Source organism: Nocardia sp. NPDC049737 (genome assembly GCF_040674755.1).
Classification (GTDB): domain Bacteria; phylum Actinomycetota; class Actinomycetes; order Mycobacteriales; family Mycobacteriaceae; genus Nocardia.
Genome location: NZ_JBFANH010000004.1, coordinates 337,965 through 358,604 on the forward strand (window position 1 = coordinate 337,965; position 20,640 = coordinate 358,604).

At 65.8% G+C, this 20,640-nt stretch carries 15 protein-coding genes; 3 read left to right on the forward strand and 12 right to left on the reverse strand.

Annotation, left to right across the window (positions count from 1 at the left end):
* Window positions 1–10: 10 nt before the first annotated feature.
* The 5 genes from AB0J47_RS08355 to AB0J47_RS08375 form a co-directional block, all read right to left on the reverse strand.
* Complete coding sequence (locus AB0J47_RS08355) at window positions 11–1,216, reverse strand: alkane 1-monooxygenase (protein WP_364341918.1); 1,206 nt, start codon at window positions 1,214–1,216, stop codon at window positions 11–13.
* 267 nt (window positions 1,217–1,483) lie between these two features.
* Window positions 1,484–2,809, reverse strand: coding sequence for a lipase family protein (locus tag AB0J47_RS08360; RefSeq protein WP_364341920.1), 1,326 nt, complete (start codon window positions 2,807–2,809; stop codon window positions 1,484–1,486).
* A 309-nt stretch (window positions 2,810–3,118) separates the two neighbouring features.
* Window positions 3,119–4,120, reverse strand: coding sequence for a ketol-acid reductoisomerase (ilvC, locus tag AB0J47_RS08365; RefSeq protein ID WP_174566238.1), 1,002 nt, complete (start codon window positions 4,118–4,120; stop codon window positions 3,119–3,121).
* A 183-nt stretch (window positions 4,121–4,303) separates the two neighbouring features.
* Window positions 4,304–4,807 (reverse strand): acetolactate synthase small subunit, encoded by a 504-nt coding sequence (ilvN, locus tag AB0J47_RS08370; protein ID WP_062984804.1) that lies wholly within the window; start codon window positions 4,805–4,807, stop codon window positions 4,304–4,306.
* Window positions 4,804–6,732, reverse strand: a complete 1,929-nt coding sequence (locus AB0J47_RS08375; RefSeq protein WP_364341923.1) for an acetolactate synthase large subunit — start codon at window positions 6,730–6,732, stop codon at window positions 4,804–4,806. The genes ilvN and AB0J47_RS08375 overlap by 4 nt, the downstream gene beginning before the upstream one ends.
* Before the next feature lie 331 nt (window positions 6,733–7,063).
* Between AB0J47_RS08375 and AB0J47_RS08380 the strand changes: the two genes are divergently transcribed.
* Together AB0J47_RS08380 and ilvD are read left to right on the forward strand one after the other, a co-directional pair.
* Window positions 7,064–7,750 carry a PH domain-containing protein gene (locus tag AB0J47_RS08380; RefSeq protein WP_364341925.1) on the forward strand — a complete coding sequence of 229 codons (687 nt, stop codon included), beginning with the start codon at window positions 7,064–7,066 and terminating at the stop codon, window positions 7,748–7,750.
* Between the two features lie 334 nt (window positions 7,751–8,084).
* Window positions 8,085–9,926, forward strand: a complete 1,842-nt coding sequence (gene ilvD / locus AB0J47_RS08385) for a dihydroxy-acid dehydratase (RefSeq protein ID WP_364341927.1) — start codon at window positions 8,085–8,087, stop codon at window positions 9,924–9,926.
* Between the two features lie 211 nt (window positions 9,927–10,137).
* On the opposite strand, the gene AB0J47_RS08390 is transcribed toward ilvD, so the two are convergent.
* Entirely contained in the window at window positions 10,138–11,025 is an 888-nt protein-coding gene (locus AB0J47_RS08390; protein ID WP_364341929.1) for a DoxX family protein, read from the reverse strand.
* Window positions 11,026–11,136: 111 nt separating this feature from the next.
* Between AB0J47_RS08390 and AB0J47_RS08395 the strand changes: the two genes are divergently transcribed.
* The gene (locus AB0J47_RS08395) at window positions 11,137–12,243 is read left to right on the forward strand and encodes a PQQ-dependent sugar dehydrogenase (protein WP_364341931.1); all 1,107 of its coding nucleotides are present in this window, start codon (window positions 11,137–11,139) and stop codon (window positions 12,241–12,243) included.
* A gap of 83 nt (window positions 12,244–12,326) precedes the next feature.
* On the opposite strand, the gene gatB is transcribed toward AB0J47_RS08395, so the two are convergent.
* From gatB to AB0J47_RS08425, 6 genes are all read right to left on the reverse strand, one after another.
* Window positions 12,327–13,832, reverse strand: coding sequence for an Asp-tRNA(Asn)/Glu-tRNA(Gln) amidotransferase subunit GatB (gatB, locus tag AB0J47_RS08400; RefSeq protein ID WP_364341933.1), 1,506 nt, complete (start codon window positions 13,830–13,832; stop codon window positions 12,327–12,329).
* 183 nt (window positions 13,833–14,015) lie between these two features.
* Window positions 14,016–15,395, reverse strand: a complete 1,380-nt coding sequence (locus AB0J47_RS08405) for an alpha/beta fold hydrolase (RefSeq protein WP_364341935.1) — start codon at window positions 15,393–15,395, stop codon at window positions 14,016–14,018.
* Between the two features lie 326 nt (window positions 15,396–15,721).
* Window positions 15,722–16,165: a hypothetical protein gene (locus AB0J47_RS08410; RefSeq protein WP_364341937.1), complete on the reverse strand. Its 444-nt coding sequence runs from the start codon at window positions 16,163–16,165 to the stop codon at window positions 15,722–15,724.
* A gap of 64 nt (window positions 16,166–16,229) precedes the next feature.
* Window positions 16,230–17,264: an ATP-dependent 6-phosphofructokinase gene (locus tag AB0J47_RS08415; protein WP_364341939.1), complete on the reverse strand. Its 1,035-nt coding sequence runs from the start codon at window positions 17,262–17,264 to the stop codon at window positions 16,230–16,232.
* A 71-nt stretch (window positions 17,265–17,335) separates the two neighbouring features.
* Window positions 17,336–19,399, reverse strand: coding sequence for a protein kinase (locus tag AB0J47_RS08420; RefSeq protein ID WP_364341940.1), 2,064 nt, complete (start codon window positions 19,397–19,399; stop codon window positions 17,336–17,338).
* Between the two features lie 149 nt (window positions 19,400–19,548).
* Window positions 19,549–20,430 (reverse strand): hypothetical protein, encoded by an 882-nt coding sequence (locus AB0J47_RS08425; protein ID WP_364341942.1) that lies wholly within the window; start codon window positions 20,428–20,430, stop codon window positions 19,549–19,551.
* Window positions 20,431–20,640: the final 210 nt, after the last annotated feature.

Below are 20,640 nucleotides of genomic sequence, written 5' to 3' on the forward strand. Positions count from 1 at the left end.
AACCGCGCCGCTACGGGCGAGTAGTCACCCGCTCCGGTGCGGCGGCCCGTGGACGTATCCGGCGGAGCGAGAGGAGATATCGTCTGTTTCGGGGTTTGGTGTTGACGAGGTTGATATCGCCGCCGTAGTGGGCCAGCACACGACGATCCATGACCGCGCGCCAGATAGGTGGGACGATCGCGAACAGGATCATGCTTGCGTAGCCAGCAGGTAGCTGTGGCGCCTGTTCAGAGCTGCGCAGGGTCTGGTAGCGGCGGCCCGGATTCGCGTGGTGGTCGCTGTGCCGTTGTAGATGGAACAGGAAGACGTTCGTGACCAGACGGTCACTGTTCCAGCTGTCACGCGGGGAGCAGCGCACGTAATTGCCATTGCGACCGCGCTGGCGGAGCAGACCGTAGTGCTCGACGTAGTTCACCGTCTCGAGCAGCCCCGCGCCGATCAGCGCCTGCAGTGCCAGAAATGGGATCACCGCAGGCCCGAAGAGCAATATCAGCGAGCCGAACAGCGCGGCACTCATCGACCAGGCCTGCAGCAGATGATTCTCTCGGCTGAACCAGCGCTTTCCCTTACGGGACAGGCGTTCACGCTCCAAAACGATGGCCGAGCGGAAGCCGCCGAACATACTGCGCGGCAGGAACTCCCACAGCGATTCGCCGAATCGGGCACTTGCCGGATCTTCCGGCGTCGCGACGCGCACGTGATGGCCACGGTTGTGCTCGACGAAGAAGTGCCCGTAGCCCGATTGCGCCAGAGCGACTTTCGCAAGCCAGCGTTCGAGGTGCTCGACTCGATGGCCGAGTTCGTGGGCAGCGTTGATGCCGATGCCTGACACGAACCCGAGCGTCACGGCCAAACCCAGCTTGTCCGATACGCTCAGCGCCGGTCTGGCCCAGAGATATCCCGCGATCAACAGGCCGATGAACTGTAGCGGCAGGAAAAGGTAAGTGCACCAACGGTAGTAGCGATCGTTGGACAAGGACTCGTAGTCCTCGTCGCGCGGATTGCTCCCGTCATTCCCTATCGCCCAGTCCAGCAGCGGGATCACCATGAGCACAATGATCGGGCCGATCCACCAGAATATTTCGAGGCCCGTATGGACCACCAGTTGTGAAGGAAGTACCGAGCAAGTCGGAGCGATCAACCCCAGTATCCACAGATACCGCTTGGGGTCGCGTCTTTCCGTATTCTCGAAGATTGACATATCCGCCTCGGGCATCCAACAGAACAACACCGACAGAGGGGTCCGGCCGCGGGAATCCGTTGCCGTAGAACTTGTCGCTACAGAATAGCTGCGTCCGTGCGGGCTGCCGGCAATCTGTCGAAATCGACATTCTGACCTGGCGGCTTTCCGCAGCCGAGTAGCGCATCATCGCCGCGCCCGTGGTTGCCGCGGCCGGAGATCGAACGCGTAATCGGTGCCCGGCGGCGGGTTTCGGCCTCGAAACCGGCCCGCCGCCGCGTATTACGCACGAAAATCACCGTGCTACGGCAGCGCCGCGCAGTTGGATGGGGCGGGCATGCCCGCGAGCCGATCGGTCAACCACTGCTGCGAGGCCGCCAGCGACGGGAAGAAGGCCATCACGTGGGTGCCCGCGAGTCCGGATACGGGAGGAATTTCGGTGTTCGCTTCCAGCTGAACGGGCACGCCGCCACCACACCAACCAGCGGCCATTTCGCGCACCGGCGCAAATGGCGCTCCCTCGTCGTTCAGGGCTGACGCGGCAAGTACCGGAATTGCCGGGGCACGTGTGCCGATACGCTGCTCGGCGAATGCCTGTTGCAACGCCGGAGACCGATCGATAACAGCGGTCAGCGGTTCTCCACTGATGGTCCAATCGGACGTGCGCTGATGTTGCTGGGCCAGTCCGAACGGAACCGCGCATTTGCCAAGGGATTCGTTCAGGATCGCCTTGCCGATATCGTTGAGTTCGGCGTCGAGCACCGGGCGGGTTTCCGGGTAGTCGGCGGCAATGCCGTTGAGTACCCAGGCGAATGCCGGTGCCATAGCGGCGCGACCGTCGTTGTATCCGATGAAGTATTCATCGTCCACGACCGGCCCACCGATGTAGGCGCCGCGCACATTCAGATCGGGGGCGTAGCTCGATTGCAGCTCGGCCGCACCGGCGGAGGCCATACCGCCCTGCGAATACCCGTAGAGAATGACCGGCGTGCCGGGATGGAGGCCGGTGCCGGGTAACTGCAGCGCGGCGCGCGCGGAGTCCAGTACCGCGTGGGCTTGTGATTTCCGGTTGAGAAAGTCGTGCACATCGGGCGTACCGAGACCGTGGTAGTCGGTCACCATTACCGCCATACCGCGGTTGAGCAGTGCTTCGATTGCAACCAGATCGTATTCGAAGATTATGTCCAACGGAGGCTGGAGCTGGACGACCTGCGACATCAACTTCGAGGGCGCGCATTGATCGCCCTGTCCCTTGGTACCGCCCGCGTACGCGATCAGCGGCCGCTCGCCGGGGCCGGTCCATGGCACGTTCGGCTGCAGATACGTACCGACAACCGCCGTAGGCGCATCGTGGGTATCACTGCTGACGTACATGATGCGCGTAGCCGCTGCGGGGACCATTCCCGGCTGTCCGGGCGCCGACATTGCCATCTGCGCCGGTTCGGCGCGAACGATGGTGCCCCGCCCGTCCGGCAGTGATGGCGGTGGAAGATAGAAATCACCGGCCTCCGCGACCGGTTGCTCCCCGGGCGGTTGCGTCCATGCGTGTGGTGCGGTGACCGTCCCACCCCCGACCCCAATGAGGGTTCCCGCTAAAGCTGCTGTCAATCCAAATACTCGGCTGCGCATGATTCGATCCTTCCTGCGATTTTGGAAGTACCCATGGCATCTTGAATCGGATAGTGAGATTATCTGGAGACGGATCGGTTTTACGTGAATCCCGCCGAGAAAGACAGATCCGCGACGGCCTCGAACCCCGCAAACACCGAGGTCAATTAAGCGTTGGTTCGAGACTCCTCGATTTCGGTCTTCGGTCGAGGCCGATATTCCTCAGGTACCGCGGAACCGGCAGTTGCGTGGCCGCGGAATGGCCGAGCCGCCAAAACACAGTGGCCCACCCCGAACGATCGGGATGGGCCACTGTGGCGTCAGCGCGTATTACGCGGTTTCGGTGATCGGGCGGTCGACCCAGCTCATCAGGCCGCGCAGCTTGGCGCCGGTGACCTCGATCGGGTGCTCGGCATTGGCCTTGCGCAGCGCCTCGAGCTCCTTGTTGCCGCCCTCGACGTTGGCGACGAGGCGCTTGACGAAGGTGCCGTCCTGGATGTCGCGCAGGATGTCCTGCATGCGCTTCTTGGTGTCGGCGTCGATGACCCGCGGACCCGACAAGTAGCCACCGAATTCGGCGGTGTCGGAGACCGAGTAGTTCATGCGCGCGATACCGCCCTCGTACATCAGGTCGACGATGAGCTTGAGCTCGTGCAGCACCTCGAAGTACGCCATCTCCGGCGCGTAGCCCGCCTCGACCATGACCTCGAAACCGGTCTTGACCAGCTCTTCGGTACCACCGCAGAGCACGGCCTGCTCACCGAACAGGTCGGTCTCGGTCTCCTCCTTGAAGGTGGTCTTGATGACGCCGGCGCGGGTGCCGCCGATGCCCTTGGCGTAGGACAGCGCCAGCGCCTGGCCCTCGCCCTTCGGGTCCTGCTCGACCGCGATCAGCGCCGGAACGCCCTTGCCGTCGACGAACTGGCGACGCACCAGGTGGCCGGGGCCCTTCGGCGCGACCATACCGATGGTCACGTTGGCCGGGGGCTTGATCAGGCCGAAGTGAATGTTGAGGCCGTGGCCGAAGAACAGCGCGTCGCCATCCTTCAGGTTGGGCTCGATGTCGTTGGTGAAGATCGACGCCTGGGCTGTGTCGGGGGCCAGCACCATGATCACGTCGGCCCACGCGGAAACCTCCGCCGGGGTGCCGACGGTCAGGCCCGCCTCTTCGGCCTTCGGCCGCGACTTCGAACCCTCAGCGAGGCCGACGCGGACCTCGACGCCGGAGTCGCGCAGGCTCAGCGAGTGCGCGTGCCCCTGGCTGCCGTAGCCGATGACAGCGACCTTGCGGCCCTGGATGATCGACAGGTCGGCGTCGTCGTCGTAGAACATCTCGACTGCCACTGTAGGTTCCCTTCGGATCATCCCCGCCTCGGCGGGGAACACCTGTTCGGCACAGGTGATGAGTTTGCAAAATTCGGATCGAATCGGGTCCCCCGCGTGCGCGGGGAGCGCGGCACGCCGACCGTCGATCGCAGCAAGACTAGCTGGTCGTGATGATCGACGGATCAGGCGCTAGCGCGTCGCTGTGATGGATTTCGGCCCACGGCCCACGGCCACCACACCGGACTGCACGATCTCCCGGATGCCATACGGCTCGAGCATCCGCAGCAGCGCGTCGAGCTTGGACCGGGTTCCGGTCGCCTCGACGGTGAGCGCGTCCGGCGAGACGTCGATCACCTTCGCCCGGAAGAGCGTAACCGCCTCGATGACCTGGGTCCGCACGCTGGCGTCCGCACGCACTTTCACCAGGATCAGTTCGCGGGCGACCGAGGTGTCGGCGTCCTGCTCGACGATCTTGATGACGTTGATCAGCTTGTTGAGCTGCTTGGTGACCTGCTCGAGCGGCAGATCCTCGACCGTGACGACAATGGTCATGCGCGAGATCTCCGGGATCTCGGTGCCGCCGACCGCCAACGATTCGATATTGAAGCCGCGGCGGGAGAACAGCGCCGCGACCCGTGCCAGCACGCCCGGCTTATCCTCGACCAACACGCTGAGGGTGTGAGTCGTGCTCACTGTTCGGTCCCCTTGTTCTTGTCGTGCGACATCGCCTCATGGATGACGGCGGGCTCGGCGGCCTGCTCGTCCTCGTCGAAGAGTGGGCGGATGCCGCGCGCGGCCATGATCTCGTCATTGCTGGTGCCCGCGGCGACCATCGGCCACACCTGGGCGTCCTTGCCGACGATGAAGTCGATCACCACGGGACGGTCGTTGATGGACTGCGCCTCGCGGATCGCGGCCTCTACGTCCTCCTCGCGCTCGACCCGGATGCCGTGGCAGCCGAGGGCTTCGGCGAGTTTGACGAAATCGGGGATGCGCAGCGTGTGCGTGCCCAGATCGGTATTGGAGTAGCGCTCCTCGTAGAACAGGGTCTGCCACTGGCGGACCATGCCGAGGTTGCCGTTGTTGATCAGCGCGACCTTGATCGGCACGCCCTCGACGGCGCAGGTGGCCAGCTCCTGATTTGTCATCTGGAAGCAGCCGTCACCGTCGACCGCCCACACCTCTTTCTCGGGCGCGCCCATCTTGGCGCCCATGGCCGCCGGAACGGCGTAGCCCATGGTGCCGAGACCACCGGAATTCAGCCAGGTGCGCGGCTTTTCGTACTTGATGAACTGCGCGGCCCACATCTGATGCTGGCCGACGCCCGCACAGTAGATGGCGTCGGGTCCGGCGAGGCGGCCCAGCGCCTCGATGACGAATTCCGGCGACAGTGAGCCGTCGCTCGGCGTCGTCCAGCCGAGCGGGTAGCTCTTGCGGATGCCGTCGAGGTACTGCCACCAGTCGGTGAGGTTCAGCTTCGGCGCACCGGAGGGGTCGGCCTTCAGCGTTTCGATCAATTCGACGATCACCTCGCGGCAATCGCCGACGATCGGGACGTCGGCGTGCCGGTTCTTACCGATCTCGGCCGGGTCGATATCGGCGTGGATGATCTTGGCGTCGGGCGCGAAGGAGTCCAGCTGACCGGTGACCCGGTCGTCGAAACGCGCGCCGAGGGTGATCAGCAGATCGGACTTCTGCAGGGCGGCGACCGCACCCACGGTGCCGTGCATGCCCGGCATACCCATGTTGAGCTGGTGGCTGTCGGGGAACGCACCCCGCGCCATCAAGGTGGTGACCACCGGAATGCCGGTCAGCTCGGCCAGTTCCAGCAGCTGGGGCGAGGCGTCGGCCTTGATCACGCCGCCACCGACGTAAAGCACAGGCTGCTTGGACTCCAGGATCATCCGCGCGGCCTCGCGCACCTGCTTACCGTGCGGTTTGGTCACCGGGCGGTAGCCGGGCAGCCGCATCTCCGGCGGCCAGCTGAAGGTGGTCTGCGCCTGCAGCACATCCTTCGGGATATCGACGAGCACCGCGCCCGGACGCCCGGACGAGGCCAGGTAGAAGGCCTCCGCGATCATGCGCGGGATGTCGATGCCCTCGGTGATGAGGAAGTTGTGCTTGGTGATCGGCATGGTGATGCCGGAGATATCGGCTTCCTGGAATGCGTCGGTGCCGATCAGGCTGCGCCCGACCTGGCCGGTGATGGCGACGATCGGAACCGAGTCCATCTGCGCGTCGGCGATCGGGGTGACCAGGTTGGTCGCGCCCGGACCCGAGGTTGCCATGCAGACGCCGACCTTGCCGGTGGCCTGCGCATAGCCGGTAGCCGCGTGCCCCGCGCCCTGCTCGTGCCGGACGAGGACGTGACGGACCTTGGTGGAATCGAAGAGCGGGTCGTAGACCGGGAGAATCGCGCCGCCGGGAATGCCGAATACCGTGTCGACGCCGAGCTCCTCGAGGGAGCGGACGACGGACTGCGCGCCGGTGACCCGCTCGGGCGGGACCTGGCGGCGGTTCGCCGCGTTCGCCGGACCGCCAGCGGGCGCGGCCTGCTGATTCGCCGAAGGCGCCGGCCTGCGGGCCGAGGGCCCGGGCCGTGCGGTTGGTGCACTCACCGTCTTCGTTCCTAACTGCTCGTACTAGACCCCGGACAACTGTGCTTGCACGTGGTGCCTTGCGAAGCGGCCACATGCCAGGACTTTTGTCCCGAACACAAAAAAGCCCCCGACAGCCATGGCTGTTCGAGGGTGGCGCGTCGCAACGCGAGCTGACGTATTCGACTCAGGCAGTCAGGCTCAACGCTGGACGCGCCGGCCGATTACGAGCAACTCGTTTCGATTCACGCGCATGACGGTATGTGTGCGCGAGTCGATCAGTCAAACAGGTCTCATTATGTGAGACCGAGCGGGTGCTCGAGTCCGTTCACCATGATGCGAGGATGGTGGTGTGTCATCACCGCATCAGTCCGTGCCACCGGCTAAATCGTCCCACACGCCCGAGGCGGGATCGGAGACGGGTAGTTCGCCGCAACCGTCCGAGCCGAAGCGGGCGGTGCAGGTCATCCGCATTACGCAGATGGCCTACCTCGGTGTGGTCGTACTGCTGTTCTGTGTCTTCTTTGCCTTCGTCGGCTGGCCGATCGGACTGTGGTGGCTACTGCTGCTCCCGGTCGCGGCGGCGGTATGGATCGAACGCACGCGTACCACGGTGGCCGAGGACGGGCTGGATCTGCGCACTGTTTTCGGTTCTCGGCACCTGGACTGGGGGCAGGTCGCTGGGGTCAGTATTCCGAAGCGCGGATTCGTGCGTGCGCATCTCAGCGACGACACCGAGGTGAAGCTGCCCGCGGTGAGCTATGACCGGTTGCGTGATCTGATCCGCGCGTCGAACGGTCGGATTCCGGATCTTTTCGCGGCGGAGGCGGCGGCGCGGGACGCGGAGTACGCGGCGCGCAAGGGCGGGGACGAGGCGCAGGCGACCAAGGCCGGAGCGGAAGCGCCCGAGGCCGAAGCCGAGGCGGAAACGGCCGAGACCGGACCCGAAGCACATGCGCGCAAAGCCGATGCCGGTGCGGAGGGGACCAGCGCCGATGCCGAGGTACCTGCCACCGACACGCGCGACTCCGACTCGTAGCGGTTCACCGGCGCTGGGGATAGCGACCGCCGCCGGTAGGCTCGCCGCCGGATGCGCGATCCGGTGACCGCGTCGGACGGACAATCCCCGCCCGAACGCACCGGACCAGTGGATACCGACGGTGCCGGAACCGACACGACCGATGACACCGTCCGCGCCGACGACCACCCTCGCGGCGACACATCCCGAACCACAGACCGATGGCGATCAGCGCCGTCGACCGCCACGAAAGTCCCGCCCGCACGCAGGAGTAACGTGGTCGGTCGCTGAATTCGCTCATTGAGCGAACTCCGCGCAGTCGCACATCAGCCCCCGCGACCTCCTGAGGATCCACATGCCACCGCTTCGTTCACGCACAACCACCATCGGCCGCAATGCCGCGGGCGCGCGCGCACTCTGGCGCGCCACCGGTATGACCGACACCGACTTCGGTAAGCCGATCGTCGCCATCGCGAACTCCTATACGCAGTTCGTACCTGGCCACGTGCATCTGAAGAATGTCGGTGAAATCGTCGCCGATGCGGTGCGCGCCGCGGGCGGTGTGCCACGGGAATTCCACACCATCGCGGTCGACGACGGCATCGCGATGGGCCACGGTGGCATGCTCTACTCGCTGCCCTCGCGCGAAATCATCGCCGATTCGGTCGAATACATGGCGAACGCGCACACCGCCGACGCGCTGGTGTGCATTTCGAACTGCGACAAGATCACACCCGGCATGCTCAATGCCGCTATGCGCCTGAACATCCCGGCCGTCTTCGTTTCCGGCGGGCCGATGGAGGCCGGTAAGGCCGTGGTCGTCGGCGGTGTGGCACAGGCGCCGACCGATCTGATCACCGCGATCGCGGCCAGCGCCAATATGAATGTCAGCGAGGACGGTCTTGCCGAGGTCGAGCGCAGCGCCTGTCCGACCTGTGGTTCCTGCTCGGGCATGTTCACCGCGAATTCGATGAACTGCCTCACCGAGGCGCTCGGCCTCGCCTTGCCCGGCAACGGATCCACGCTGGCCACCCACGCCGCCCGCCACGCCTTGTTCGAGAGGGCGGGCACGGTGATCGTCGATATCGCGAATCGCTGGTACCGCGAGGACGATGCGTCGGTGCTGCCGCGGAATGTGGCCAATGCCAAGGCCTTCCGCAATGCGATGGCGCTGGACGTCGCGATGGGCGGCTCCACCAATACCGTGCTGCACACCCTGGCCGCCGCGCAGGAGGGTGAGATCGACTTCGAGCTGAGCACCATCGACGAGATTTCTCGCACAGTGCCGTGCCTGTCGAAGGTCTCCCCCAACTCCGACTACCACATGGAGGATGTGCACCGCGCCGGTGGCATTCCGGCGATCCTCGGCGAACTGCGCCGCGCCGGACTGCTCGAGACCGACGTCACCACGGTGCACACCGAGAGCTTCGACGAATGGCTCGACACCTGGGATATCCGCTCAGGCAAGGCATCCGATGAGGCGCTGGAGCTGTTCCACGCCGCGCCCGGTGGCGTGCGCACCACCGAGCCCTTCTCCACGAACAACCGCTGGTCCGAACTCGATACCGACGCCGAGGGCGGCTGCATCCGCGATAAGGCGCATGCCTACACGGTCGAGGGCGGCCTGGTTGTCTTGCGTGGCAACATCGCCCCCGACGGCGCGATCCTGAAGACCGCGGGCATCGATGAGGAGCTGTTCTCCTTCCAGGGCCCGGCCGTCGTGGTCGAATCCCAGGAGGCGGCGGTCTCGGCGATCCTCGGCAAAAAGATCAAGCCGGGCGATGTGATCGTGGTCCGCTACGAGGGCCCCAAGGGCGGGCCAGGTATGCAGGAAATGTTGCACCCCACCGCATTTCTGAAGGGCGCGGGACTCGGTAAGGAGTGCGCGCTGATCACCGACGGCCGCTTCTCCGGCGGCACCTCCGGCCTGTCGATCGGCCACATGTCGCCCGAGGCCGCAGCGGGCGGTGCCGTCGGACTCATCGAAGACGGCGATCAGATCCGCATCGACGTCGGAACCCGAACCCTCGAGGTGCTGGTCGACGACGCGATCCTGGCCGAGCGTCGCGCGAAAATGGATGCCTCCGAACGGCCCTGGCAGCCGCTCGATCGCGTCCGCCCGGTCACCACGGCCCTGCGCGCGTATGCCGCACTGGCCACCTCAGCCGATAAGGGCGCCGTTCGCCAGGTGCCCTAGTCCCGTCATGAACACCAACGGCGTCCCTCGTGACCACATGAGGGACGCCGTTTCCGTTCCACCGCACCTCTGCGCGCCGGTGGATAACTGGCGGACGGTGTGACGGCGCCGGTGCGCCAGACGTGGCATGCCTTGTGCCTCACCAAACTTTGACCCGAAAGACGAACGGCGCCCTCCGATACTGAAGGGCGCCGGTTGTTTTGGGGGCAGGTTAGTTGAAGGGCCCGATACCGGTTAGCGGATTGCCGCCGTGGAGCCAGTACCAGGTGCCGATGGCGGCGGCTATGGCCAGAATGAGGACTACGAAGGAGCCGTAGGCGGGGCGGGTGGCCCAGCCGCGGTTGCGGTCGAAGGACAGGCGGCCGGGGCCGGTCAGGAGCAGGACCACGGCAGTGCCCGCCAGGATGGACTCCAGTTCCACACCGCTCTTGACCGAGGACTTGTACTGGAAACCGGGGATCATGCCCTGCTTCCACAACCACGCGTCGATGATCACCGCGAGCACCGCACCCGCGGCGAGCGGAGTGGCCAGGCCGAGCACCAGCAGCGCGCCGCCACCGACTTCACCGGCGATGACCAGGATGGTCGAGAGGGTCGCGTGGTTCCAGCCGCCCGACGCCATCATGTCGCGCGTGCCGTCCAGCCCCGGTCCCTGAAACCAGCCGGTTAGTTTCTGCAGGCCGTGGTAGATGAAGGTGCCGCCGACGACGAGGCGCAGCACGAACAGGCCGAGATCGAGGGTGCCGCGGCGGGTGTCGCCATTGCGGCGGCGCAGGGGGCGGCTCGGTTCACCGGAAGCGCCCGCGGCAGGCGGGATGCTGGCGTAGGCGTAGGCCGCGGATTCATTCGCCCTGGTCTGTTCACCGACCGAGGGGATCTCCGGATCGAGGCCGAGTTCCTCCTCGGTGCGCGGCACATCCTTGGTTGAATCGGGGCGGCTCGGCGCGGTATCGGAGGACATTCTGGGCAGCACGCCGGTGGGCGAATCATAGGGACTGGTCACGCCACGACCGGTGGACGACGCCGCCGACTGCTCCTCCGTGGGCGTTGCCGTGCCCTCGGTTTTGGGCACGGACGTGTCTTTGGGCTCTTCGGTCACGGTCGATACCCTATGCGGCCGCGCATGCGCGTGTGCGGTCTCGACGCGACGGCGTGTCCGTTAATCGACCCGGAGCAGCACATCGGCCGCGGTTTCCGTAACGTCTGAACCATGAGTTTGGTTGTCGCGGGGCGTATCGCCCTGAGCTTGGCGCTCAGCACCGTCGCGCTGGTCGGCTGCGCTCGGTTCGACGATTCCGCCTCCAGCCCGTTCACACCCGAACCGACCTTCAACCCCGCCGAACCCAAACCGCCGCAGCAGAGCCCCTCGCAGCGCCCGCGCCCGACCGGACCGTGCATCGATCCGGACCCGAATGTGATTACGACCTGCCTGGATTCCACTGCGGGCATCATCTCGCTCGGCGAGGACGCGCTGGTCACCGAGCGACGCACCGGACGCATCTACAAGACGGTCGCGGTGGATCCGAGCGATCCGCAGTCGCCGCCGATACTGGTCGGGCAGGTGGATGTGGACGGCTCCGGTGACGGGGGCATCTCCGACATCGCCCTCTCGCCGACCTATCGCGAGGACGGACTCATCTACGCCTACATCACCACCGGATCCGATAACCGGGTGGTGCGCATCGCGGAGAACGGACCGCCTAAGGCCATTCTGACCGGAATTCCGAAGGGGGCGATCGGCAATCACGGTGCACTGGAATTCATTTCGCCGACCGAGCTGTTGGTGCTGACCGGCGATGCGGGCAATCCCGGCTTGGCCAGTGCGCCCTCGTCACTGGCGGGCAAGGTGCTGCGGATCAATTCACCGTCGCCGGGAGCCAGTCCGGAGGTCGTGGTGTCGGGCCTCGGCACGGCGGGCGATCTGTGTGACGACGGTAAGGACAGCGTCTGGATCACCGATCGCACCCCGACCGAGGATCGTCTGCAGCGCCTGGGCCGGGACGGATCGATCATCACCGCGTGGACCTGGCCGGATCGACCCGGCGTCGGTGGCTGTGCGGCCGGACCCGATGTGGTGGCGATCGCGATGTCGGGGGCGAAGGCGCTGGCGATCGCGAACCCGGATGCGAATACCCATGCGATCACCGCGGCGCCGACGTTCACCGTGCAGGACAAATACGGCAGGCTCGGCGGTGCGGCGGCCGGTGCGGACGGCACCATCTGGGCGACCACCGTCAATAATGACGATAATCACGGGCCATTCGACGATCGGGTGATCAAGATCCCGCCGCCGTCGCAGGGCACCGGGCCGGACTAACCGCGCCGATAACAAAGTGGGCGGGTCCTCAGGGACCCGCCCACTTCAGTTCGGTAGTTGGGCTTCGCCGGTGCGGACCGAACTCAGGCGCAGGCTTCGAGCACGAGTTCGCGCACCCGGGCCGCGTCGGCTTGTCCCCGCGTCGCCTTCATGACATCACCGACGATCTTGCCCGCGGCCTGCACCTTCCCCGAGCGGATCTTCTCGGCGATGTCGGGATTGGCCTCGAGCGCCTTGCGCACCTCCGCCTGCAGCGCGGTCTCGTCGCTGACCATGCCGAGGCCCTTGGTCTCCACGATCTTCGCCGGATCACCCTCACCCGCCAGCACGAAGTCGACGACCTGCTTGGCGACCTTGTTATTGACCGTCTTCGATTCCACGAGCTTGATCACCTCGGCCACCTGGGCGGGCGTGATCGGCAGCTCCTCCAGGGAAGCCTCGCGTTCCTTGGCCTTTTCGGTGAGGTAGGCGACCCACCACGAGCGGGCCTCGTTGGCCGGGGCACCCGCATCGACGGTCGCGATGATCAGGTCCAGTGCGCCCGCGTTCACCAGGTCGCGCATGACCTCGGCGGACAGGCCCCAGTCGGACTGGATGCGCGCGCGGCGCAGCCACGGGTATTCCGGAATGGTGCCGCGCAGCTCCTCAACCCAATCCTCAGCGGGCGCAACGGGTTCCAGGTCCGGCTCGGGGAAGTAGCGGTAGTCCTCGGCGGTCTCCTTGCGGCGACCGGGCGAGGTGGTGCCGTCACTCTCGTGAAAGTGCCTGGTCTCCTGCACGATCGAACCGCCGTCGGCGAGAATAGCGGCCTGGCGGCGCATTTCGAAGCGAACGGCGACCTCGACGCTCTTGAGCGAGTTGACGTTCTTGGTCTCGGTGCGGGTGCCGAATTCCGTTGCGCCGATAGGCATCAGCGAAACGTTGGCATCGCAGCGCAGCGAGCCCTGCTCCATTTTGACGTCGGAGACCTGCAGTGATTTCAGAACCTCACGCAGCGCGGTCACGTAGGCGCGCGCCACCTCCGGCGCCCGCTCCCCCGCGCCGGTGATCGGCTTGGTGACGATCTCGATGAGCGGCACGCCCGCCCGGTTGTAGTCCAGCAGCGAATGACTCGCGCCGTGGATGCGGCCGGTGGAGCCACCGATGTGGGTGGACTTGCCGGTGTCCTCCTCCATATGGGCGCGCTCGATCTCGACGCGGAAGATGCTGCCGTCGTCGAGTACCACGTCGAGGTGGCCGTTGGTGGCGATCGGCTCGTCGTACTGGCTGATCTGGTAGTTCTTCGGCTGGTCCGGGTAGAAGTAGTTCTTGCGCGCGAACCGGCCCCACGGGGTGATCGCGCAATTCAGGGCCAGCCCGATCCGGATCGCCGACTCCACGGCCTGCTCGTTCACCACTGGCAGCGAACCCGGCAGACCGAGGCACACCGGGCACACCTGGGTGTTCGGCTCCGCGCCGAACTCGGTCGGGCAACCGCAGAACATCTTGGTGGCCGTGTTCAGCTCGACGTGAACCTCCATGCCGAGCACCGGCTCGAACCGGTCGATGACATCGGCATAGTCCATCAAGTCGACGGTGGGTGCACTCATAGCGATCAGTCTATTGACCCGCCCGCCGCTCCCGCCAAGCGGTCAGCACCCGCCGTGCCTCTCGCGACCGCATCGGCCTGGTGACTGCTGAGCTGGCGCATAAGCAGTGCGCGCCTCGCAGAAGTTGGAACTTCTGCAAGGCGCGCACTGGATGTGCGGTAGCGCTCTGGACGGACGGTTCGGTCAGCGGGGTTGGGTGTGTTGGGCGAGCCAGGTGGTGGTGTAGGTGAGGACGTCGGGGGCGATGGTGGTTTCGATGCCGGTGTATTCGCTGGGGAGGCCGGAGTCGGCGGGTTGCATGAGGTGGTTGAGGTCAGGGAAGACGTGGACGGTGGCGTCCGGGTCGGCGGCCAGGCGCTCGCGCATCGGTTGTTCGTTCTGGGTGGCGAGGACCTGCTTGTCCTTGGTGCCGAAGAAGGCGAGGACCGGGATACGCAGGGCGGAGAGCGCGGGGGCCGGATCGTAGGTGATGAAGGACGCCATATAGGTGGTGTTGTAGGCGTCGAGGGTTTCCGCGGAGGCGCGCTGGTCCGGAGGGAGCGATTCGTTGTGGCGGTTCGCGAGATCCTTGGCGGCGGCCAGGTCACCGGAGCGGATCAGGTTGGTCCAGTCGGTGATGTAGGTGACCTGATCATCGATTCGGGACTGCGGTGCGCCGGCCGCGCTGAGCAGTGCGCGGTTCTGCTCGATCAGCACCTCCCAACCCGGTACCGAGGGACCAGCCATCAGGATCGCGAAAGCGACGCCGCTGTCGGGACGCGATGCCACCAGGGGCGCGAGGTAGCCGCCCTCGCTGTGGCCGAAAAGTCCGACGCGGGCCGGGTCGATATCCGGGCGGGCGTGTAGGAAGCGCACGCCGGCCGTCGCGTCATCGGCGAGACCGTTGTAGGTGGCGTCGTCGAGTTTGCCACTGGTGCCGCCGACGCCGCGGTCATCGGTGCGCAGTACGGCATAGCCCGCGCGGGTAAAGGTGTCGGCCAGCAGCAGGAAAGGCTTGTGGCCCATGAGTTCTTCGTCGCGGTCCTGCGGGCCGCTGCCGGAGATCATCAGAATCGCCGGGAAGGGACCGTTGCCCTCGGGCAGGGTCAGCGTGCCCGCGATGGTGATATCACCGTTGCGGTAGGTGACGTCTTCGGAGCGATAGGGGTACGGCGGTTTCGGCTCCTGCGGATGTGCGGACGCCCCGATCTTGCCGGGCTCGAGCGACAACGGCAGGCTCTGGCCCGCTTGTCGGAACTCACCGCTGATCCGGTCGGCACCCTTGTCGAACTTGCCCTCGAACACGGGATCGCCCGGAGTGTTCGGAATCGCGAAGGCCACCCTATCCGGTTCGGCGGAAACATCTTTCAGCTGTGCGCCGCTCACACCTTGGGACGGGATGTCGATGGTGGCGCTGCCGTTATCGGCGAAACTCACCCCGACCGCCAACGGCGCACCGGGCACCTCGATGGACCCGTGCCAATCCCCTGTGAGCGAGCGTGTCTCGTCTTTATCCGACGAACACCCCGCAACCAACGCGACGATCAGGACCAGAACCGAGACGAGCCATCGCCCAGTGCGCATGCCGCAACACTACCGATCCGCGCCGACAATTCGGACGAAACTCGGGCGCGCACAACGGTCCGGTCCACACCAGCATTCCCGCCACTTCCCGGCACCACTGTCGCCCCGCCCGCGCAGTCGCCCGTCCGCCGACGGTAGTCATATAGTCGTTCTCTGATCTTGACCACCGACCGTTCGACCACCTCGACCGACAACGGGCAGCCCGCACGGACGGAATGCGGGGCAATGCTGATACCCATCACGCGAGTCGAACCGACGCGACAATCGCTTCCATTCCAGGCAATCGCCGTTTCGGCGGCCCAAAGATTCCAGCGGATCGCTGACGGTCAGGCGCCGCGGGCGTACCGGACTGCGGCGGCGATTGCGTCCATGTCGAGTTCGAGGGTGGGGTCGTCTTCTTGCGCCTCTTGGAATTCCAGCATCGCGTCGGAGATGCCGCCGCGGCGGGCAATGGCGAGGAGTTCACGGCGGACGTAGGCGCCCAGGGGAAGTTCGGCGGCGCGGGCGCGGCGGCCGAACATGCCGAGGGCGTCGGCGGGCAGATCGTAGACCTGGATGAGGGTTACGGCGTCGGAGTCGAATTCCGGGGTCAGATCGCGGCCCTGGGCTTCCAGGAATTCCACGATCGTGTCCACGGAAGTTCGCCTGCGCGCCATCGCGATCAGTTCCTGACGGAGCTGAGCTTCGATCGATATGCCCGCGACGCGAGCACGGCGGCGGAATACGGCAACAGCATCGGTGGGCAGGTCGGATACCTGGAGTTGAGCCACGACGACCAGAGTAGCTGTGCGACAAGTAATTCGGCAGGTCTCGATTGTGCAACAACCGCCGGAATCAACCGAAAAATGCCTCCGCTTCGCGGTAGCGCTCGGCGGGCACCCGCTTGAGCTGCTTGGTGGCCTCGGACAACGGAACCAATTCGATGGAAGTGCCGTGCAGAGCAACCATTTGGCCGAATTGTCCGGCATGTACCGCCTCGGCGGCGTGCAGACCGAAGCGGGTGGCCAGCACCCGGTCGTACGGGGTCGGACTGCCGCCGCGTTGCACGTGGCCGAGCACCGTGGTGCGGACCTCTTTGCCGATGCGTCGCTCGATTTCGGTGCCGAGCTGCTGCGCGACGCCGGTGAACCGTTCGTGGCCGAATTCGTCGATGCCACCCTCGCGCAGTGCGAATCCGGAATCGGGTGCGGGGTGCGCACCCTCGGCGACCACGCAGATGAAGTGCTTATCGCCGCGCTGGAAGCGGCGTTTGATCATCGAGCACACCTCGTCCACATCGAAGGGCACCTCGGGGACCAGTGTGAGGTGCGCGCCCGCCGCCACACCCGAGTTGATTGCGATCCAGCCCGCGTGGCGGCCCATCACCTCGACCAGCATGACGCGCTGGTGCGATTCCGCGGTGGTGTGCAGCCGGTCGATGGCCTCGGAGGCGATGGACAGCGCCGTGTCGTGGCCGAAAGTGACGTCGGTGCAGTCGATGTCGTTATCGATGGTCTTCGGGACACCGACCACCGGGACGCCCTCATCGGACAGCCAGCTCGCGGCGGTGAGCGTGCCCTCGCCGCCGATCGGGATCAGTGCCTCGATCCCGTTGTCGTCGAGGGTGCGTTTGATCTGGTCGAGTCCGGCAAGCAGTTTGTCGGGGTTGGTGCGTGCGGTGCCGAGCATCGTGCCGCCCTTGGTGAGCAGGCGGTCGGTGCGATCGTCGTTCTGAATGGTGATTTTTCGGTCTTCGAGTAGTCCGCGCCAACCGTCCTGGAAGCCGATGATCGCGTCGCCGTAGCGTCCGTTCGCGGTGCGAACGACGGCACGGATGACCGCGTTCAGTCCTGGACAGTCGCCGCCTCCGGTCAACACTCCGATGCGCATGGCGAATATCTTGCCCCGCTTCGCGCGATGACGCGGCCGCACCCCCGTGAACACCGGGTAACGGCTACGACTCAATACACATAGACGATGGCGTTCTCCCCACCGCTACAGGTCGCGAACTGATCACCGGCCGTGCAATTCATCTTGTAATCCCGATTGTTGATCGGGCTGTGCGCCATTACCGATCGGTCGGTAATGGCGCTGTCACCGCCATTGGCATACGCCTTGCGCACCTCCTCGGCGAAGGCGCAACTGGTGACGGTGGTGCCGATCGCGGACGAAGTGAAGCGGCCCAGCGCCGGATACAGCTGGGCACACGGTTTCGCACCGGCTGGCAGGTGCGCGGGCATGGTCGTGGTGGTCGGTTGGCCAGAATGCTCGGCGCTGTTGCGCACCTGCCAGCCGACAACGCCCCCGATCGCCAGAACAACGAGCACCGCGCCGATCCAGACGATGCGCATCGATCGACGCGCAGGCACGGGTGTCGGATCCGACGGATCCGGTGCTTCGGATTGCGGCATCGGCATGCCGACGGTTCTCGACAACGCCTCGGTCGTCGCGTCGTGCGGTGGAATGTCGCGGCGCGTCGGATCCCATGGATACTCGGGCACGAGCGTCGGCTCCAGCCCGGTTGTCTGCTCCGGTCTGCTGGTGGACTGTTGCCCGATATGCGATCGAGACCTGTTCGATAATTGCGAACCGCTCCCTAGCGGCTGGCCACTCGCCTGCTGCTGGCCACCCGCCCACGGACCACCTGCCGACTGCTGCACGCCTGCTCGCTGTGGCCCAGGCGCCGACGCCGCACCGCCCGCCCGCCACGCCACTGACTGCTGCTGGTCACCTAATTGCTGCGAATTTCCCGAAGGCTGCAGACCACCTGCCGACTGCGAACCAGCTAGCTGCCGTGGACCAACCGCCGGTGGCGGGCCACCTGCCTGCTGCGGCCCACCCAACTGTGGCGATCCAGCGGACTGCTGTGCCCCATCTGTCGAAGGCGACGGAACCAACTGCGGCGAACCGCCTGCTTGCTGCAGATCACCTGCTGACGGCGACCTGCTCGACTGCTGCGACCGACCCGACTGCTGCGGAGCACCTGCCTGCAGCGGGCCGCCCGACTGGTGCGATCCACCAGATTGCTGTTGGTCTCCTGCTGACTGTGACCCGCCCGACTGTTGCGGCCAGCTCGGCGATTGGCGCGCGACTGGCGATTCCGGTCCGAAGGTCGGGAAGATGATGGTCGCTGGGGCGGGGGTGTGCTTCGAGATCTGGCTGGTGGGCAAGTCCGAGTTCGGCACGGACGACGTGCCCGAGACTGCGGCTCTGGCTGCTGAGGCAAGTGCACCGGCCGATGGATAGCGATCGGCTGGTTCCTTGGCCATGCCGCGGGAGATGACCTCGTCCAGTGCGCCCGGCAGTCCGGCTCGTTTGGTGGTCGGGCGGGGCGGCGGTGTCGAGAGGTGGGCTCGGATCAGCGAACTCATCCCGTCGACTGGGAAAGGCTGTGTGCCGGTGAGGCATTCGAACAGTACGCAGGCCAGGGAGTAAACATCGGCGGTGCCGCCGATCGGTGCGGTGTCGAATCGTTCCGGCGCGATATAGCTGTAGGAGCCGATGGCTTGGCCGGTCGCGGTGACGCTGGGGTCGCGCTCGGAACGGGCGATGCCGAAGTCCGCGAGGTACGCGAAATCCGAAGGAGTGACCAGGATATTGGCGGGTTTGACGTCGCGATGCACCAAACCCCCGGCATGCGCGGCATCCAATGCGGCCGCGACCTGTTCGATGATGCCGACCGCGCGGGTGGGGCTCAGCGGCCCCTTCTCGCGCAGCACCGAGCGCAGATCGCTGCCACGGACCAGCCGCATGTCGATATAGAGCACACCGTCGAGCTCGCCCCAGTCGTGGATCGGAATGACGTGCGGTTCGGCCAGCCGCGCGGCGACCCGCGACTCGTGCCGAAATCGCTGCTGGAACCGCGGATCGTCGGCCAGCGCCATGGGCAGCAGTTTGACCGCGACCAGGCGGTCCTTTACCGTGTCGTACGCCTCGTAGACCTCCCCCATCCCGCCGCGGCCCAGTAGCGCACGCAATTCGTAGGGTCCGAATCGCGTACCGGCCCGCGACTGCGTTTCGTCCACCCCGTTACCTCCACCTCGCCGAACCGCCCTACGGTCGTGGTCCGGCGATCTCACCCATTAGTCGGGATTCTCGGGTGCCACCGTTACCCGATCAAGTGTGCGCGCCCACTGGGCCGCCGCGCGAACCTGAGGGTGCCGACTCGACGGGATCAGGAACAGCTGCCGCCGGAGAATTCGTCGAGGTGTTGGGAGATCACTGTGGCGAGCCGGTCCAGGATGTTCGTTCCCTCGGAGAAGCTGCCCGAATCGGGTTGGATGGCAATAGCGACCGCGATCTGACCGGCCGGTCCCTGGATCAGACCGAATTGGCGGACCAGATAGGAGCCCGAGGTGTCGGGCCCCCAACCACCTTTGAATTCCGCGCCCTCGAGTTCGCCGAGGCCCCAGCGCTGACTCGAGGTGATCTGTTCCATCAGATCGATCACGTCCGAGCTCTGCGATAGGCATGGCAGCCGGGACGCGAACCGAACCTGTTCGGTGAGCGCCCAATCCGCCTGTCCGAATGCGGAGGCATCGGAGCGTGTCTTGGTGGCGGGCACCGTGGTCTTGGTATCGCCGCCCTCGCGCAGCACTGCCTCGACCGCCTTGGCCGCCTCCTGGCCGGTGCCGAGCGACTGCCAGAGGGTATCGGCCGCGGCGTTATCGGACTGGGTGATCGCCGCCTTCGCCGCGTAGCTCGAGCTCGCCGAACTCTTGCGCTGCGAAGCGATGACCAGCGGCACCTTCATCGTCGACCAGGCGGGTCCGGTGGTCCAGTCGCCGAAGGTCACCATCTTCTCGCCGCCGACCGGCATGATCGCCATGCCCAGCTTGCCGTGCACACTCAACTGCAGTTCCTGGAAACCGGCTGCCAGCGTGCCCGGCACAGTGACGGATAGGTGCTGCTGGTCGGTGTGCGCGGCGGCCGCGGTGATGCTGGGCTCCGCAGAGTGTTTGTCGGTGTCCGTGCCGCATCCGGCCACCATAAGGAGTCCGGCCAGCGCGGTACCGCCGACCGCTTTTCGCAGGCCACGGGATAGCTCAAAATACATACTTCGACACATTCTCGTTTCGAACTCCCCCGCGTTTCGATATCAACACGGCATCCCGACACCGTACTTGGCATCGACACCGACCGCCCACCGCAACCGCGCCCACGCCGCCGAACCCCGAACAGCGACAACGGCTTACAGCGTGGTCAACCGGCATGTACACCGTAATGTGCCCGCTCGGTGCCGCTGGTCGTGCGTGACCGCGCACTG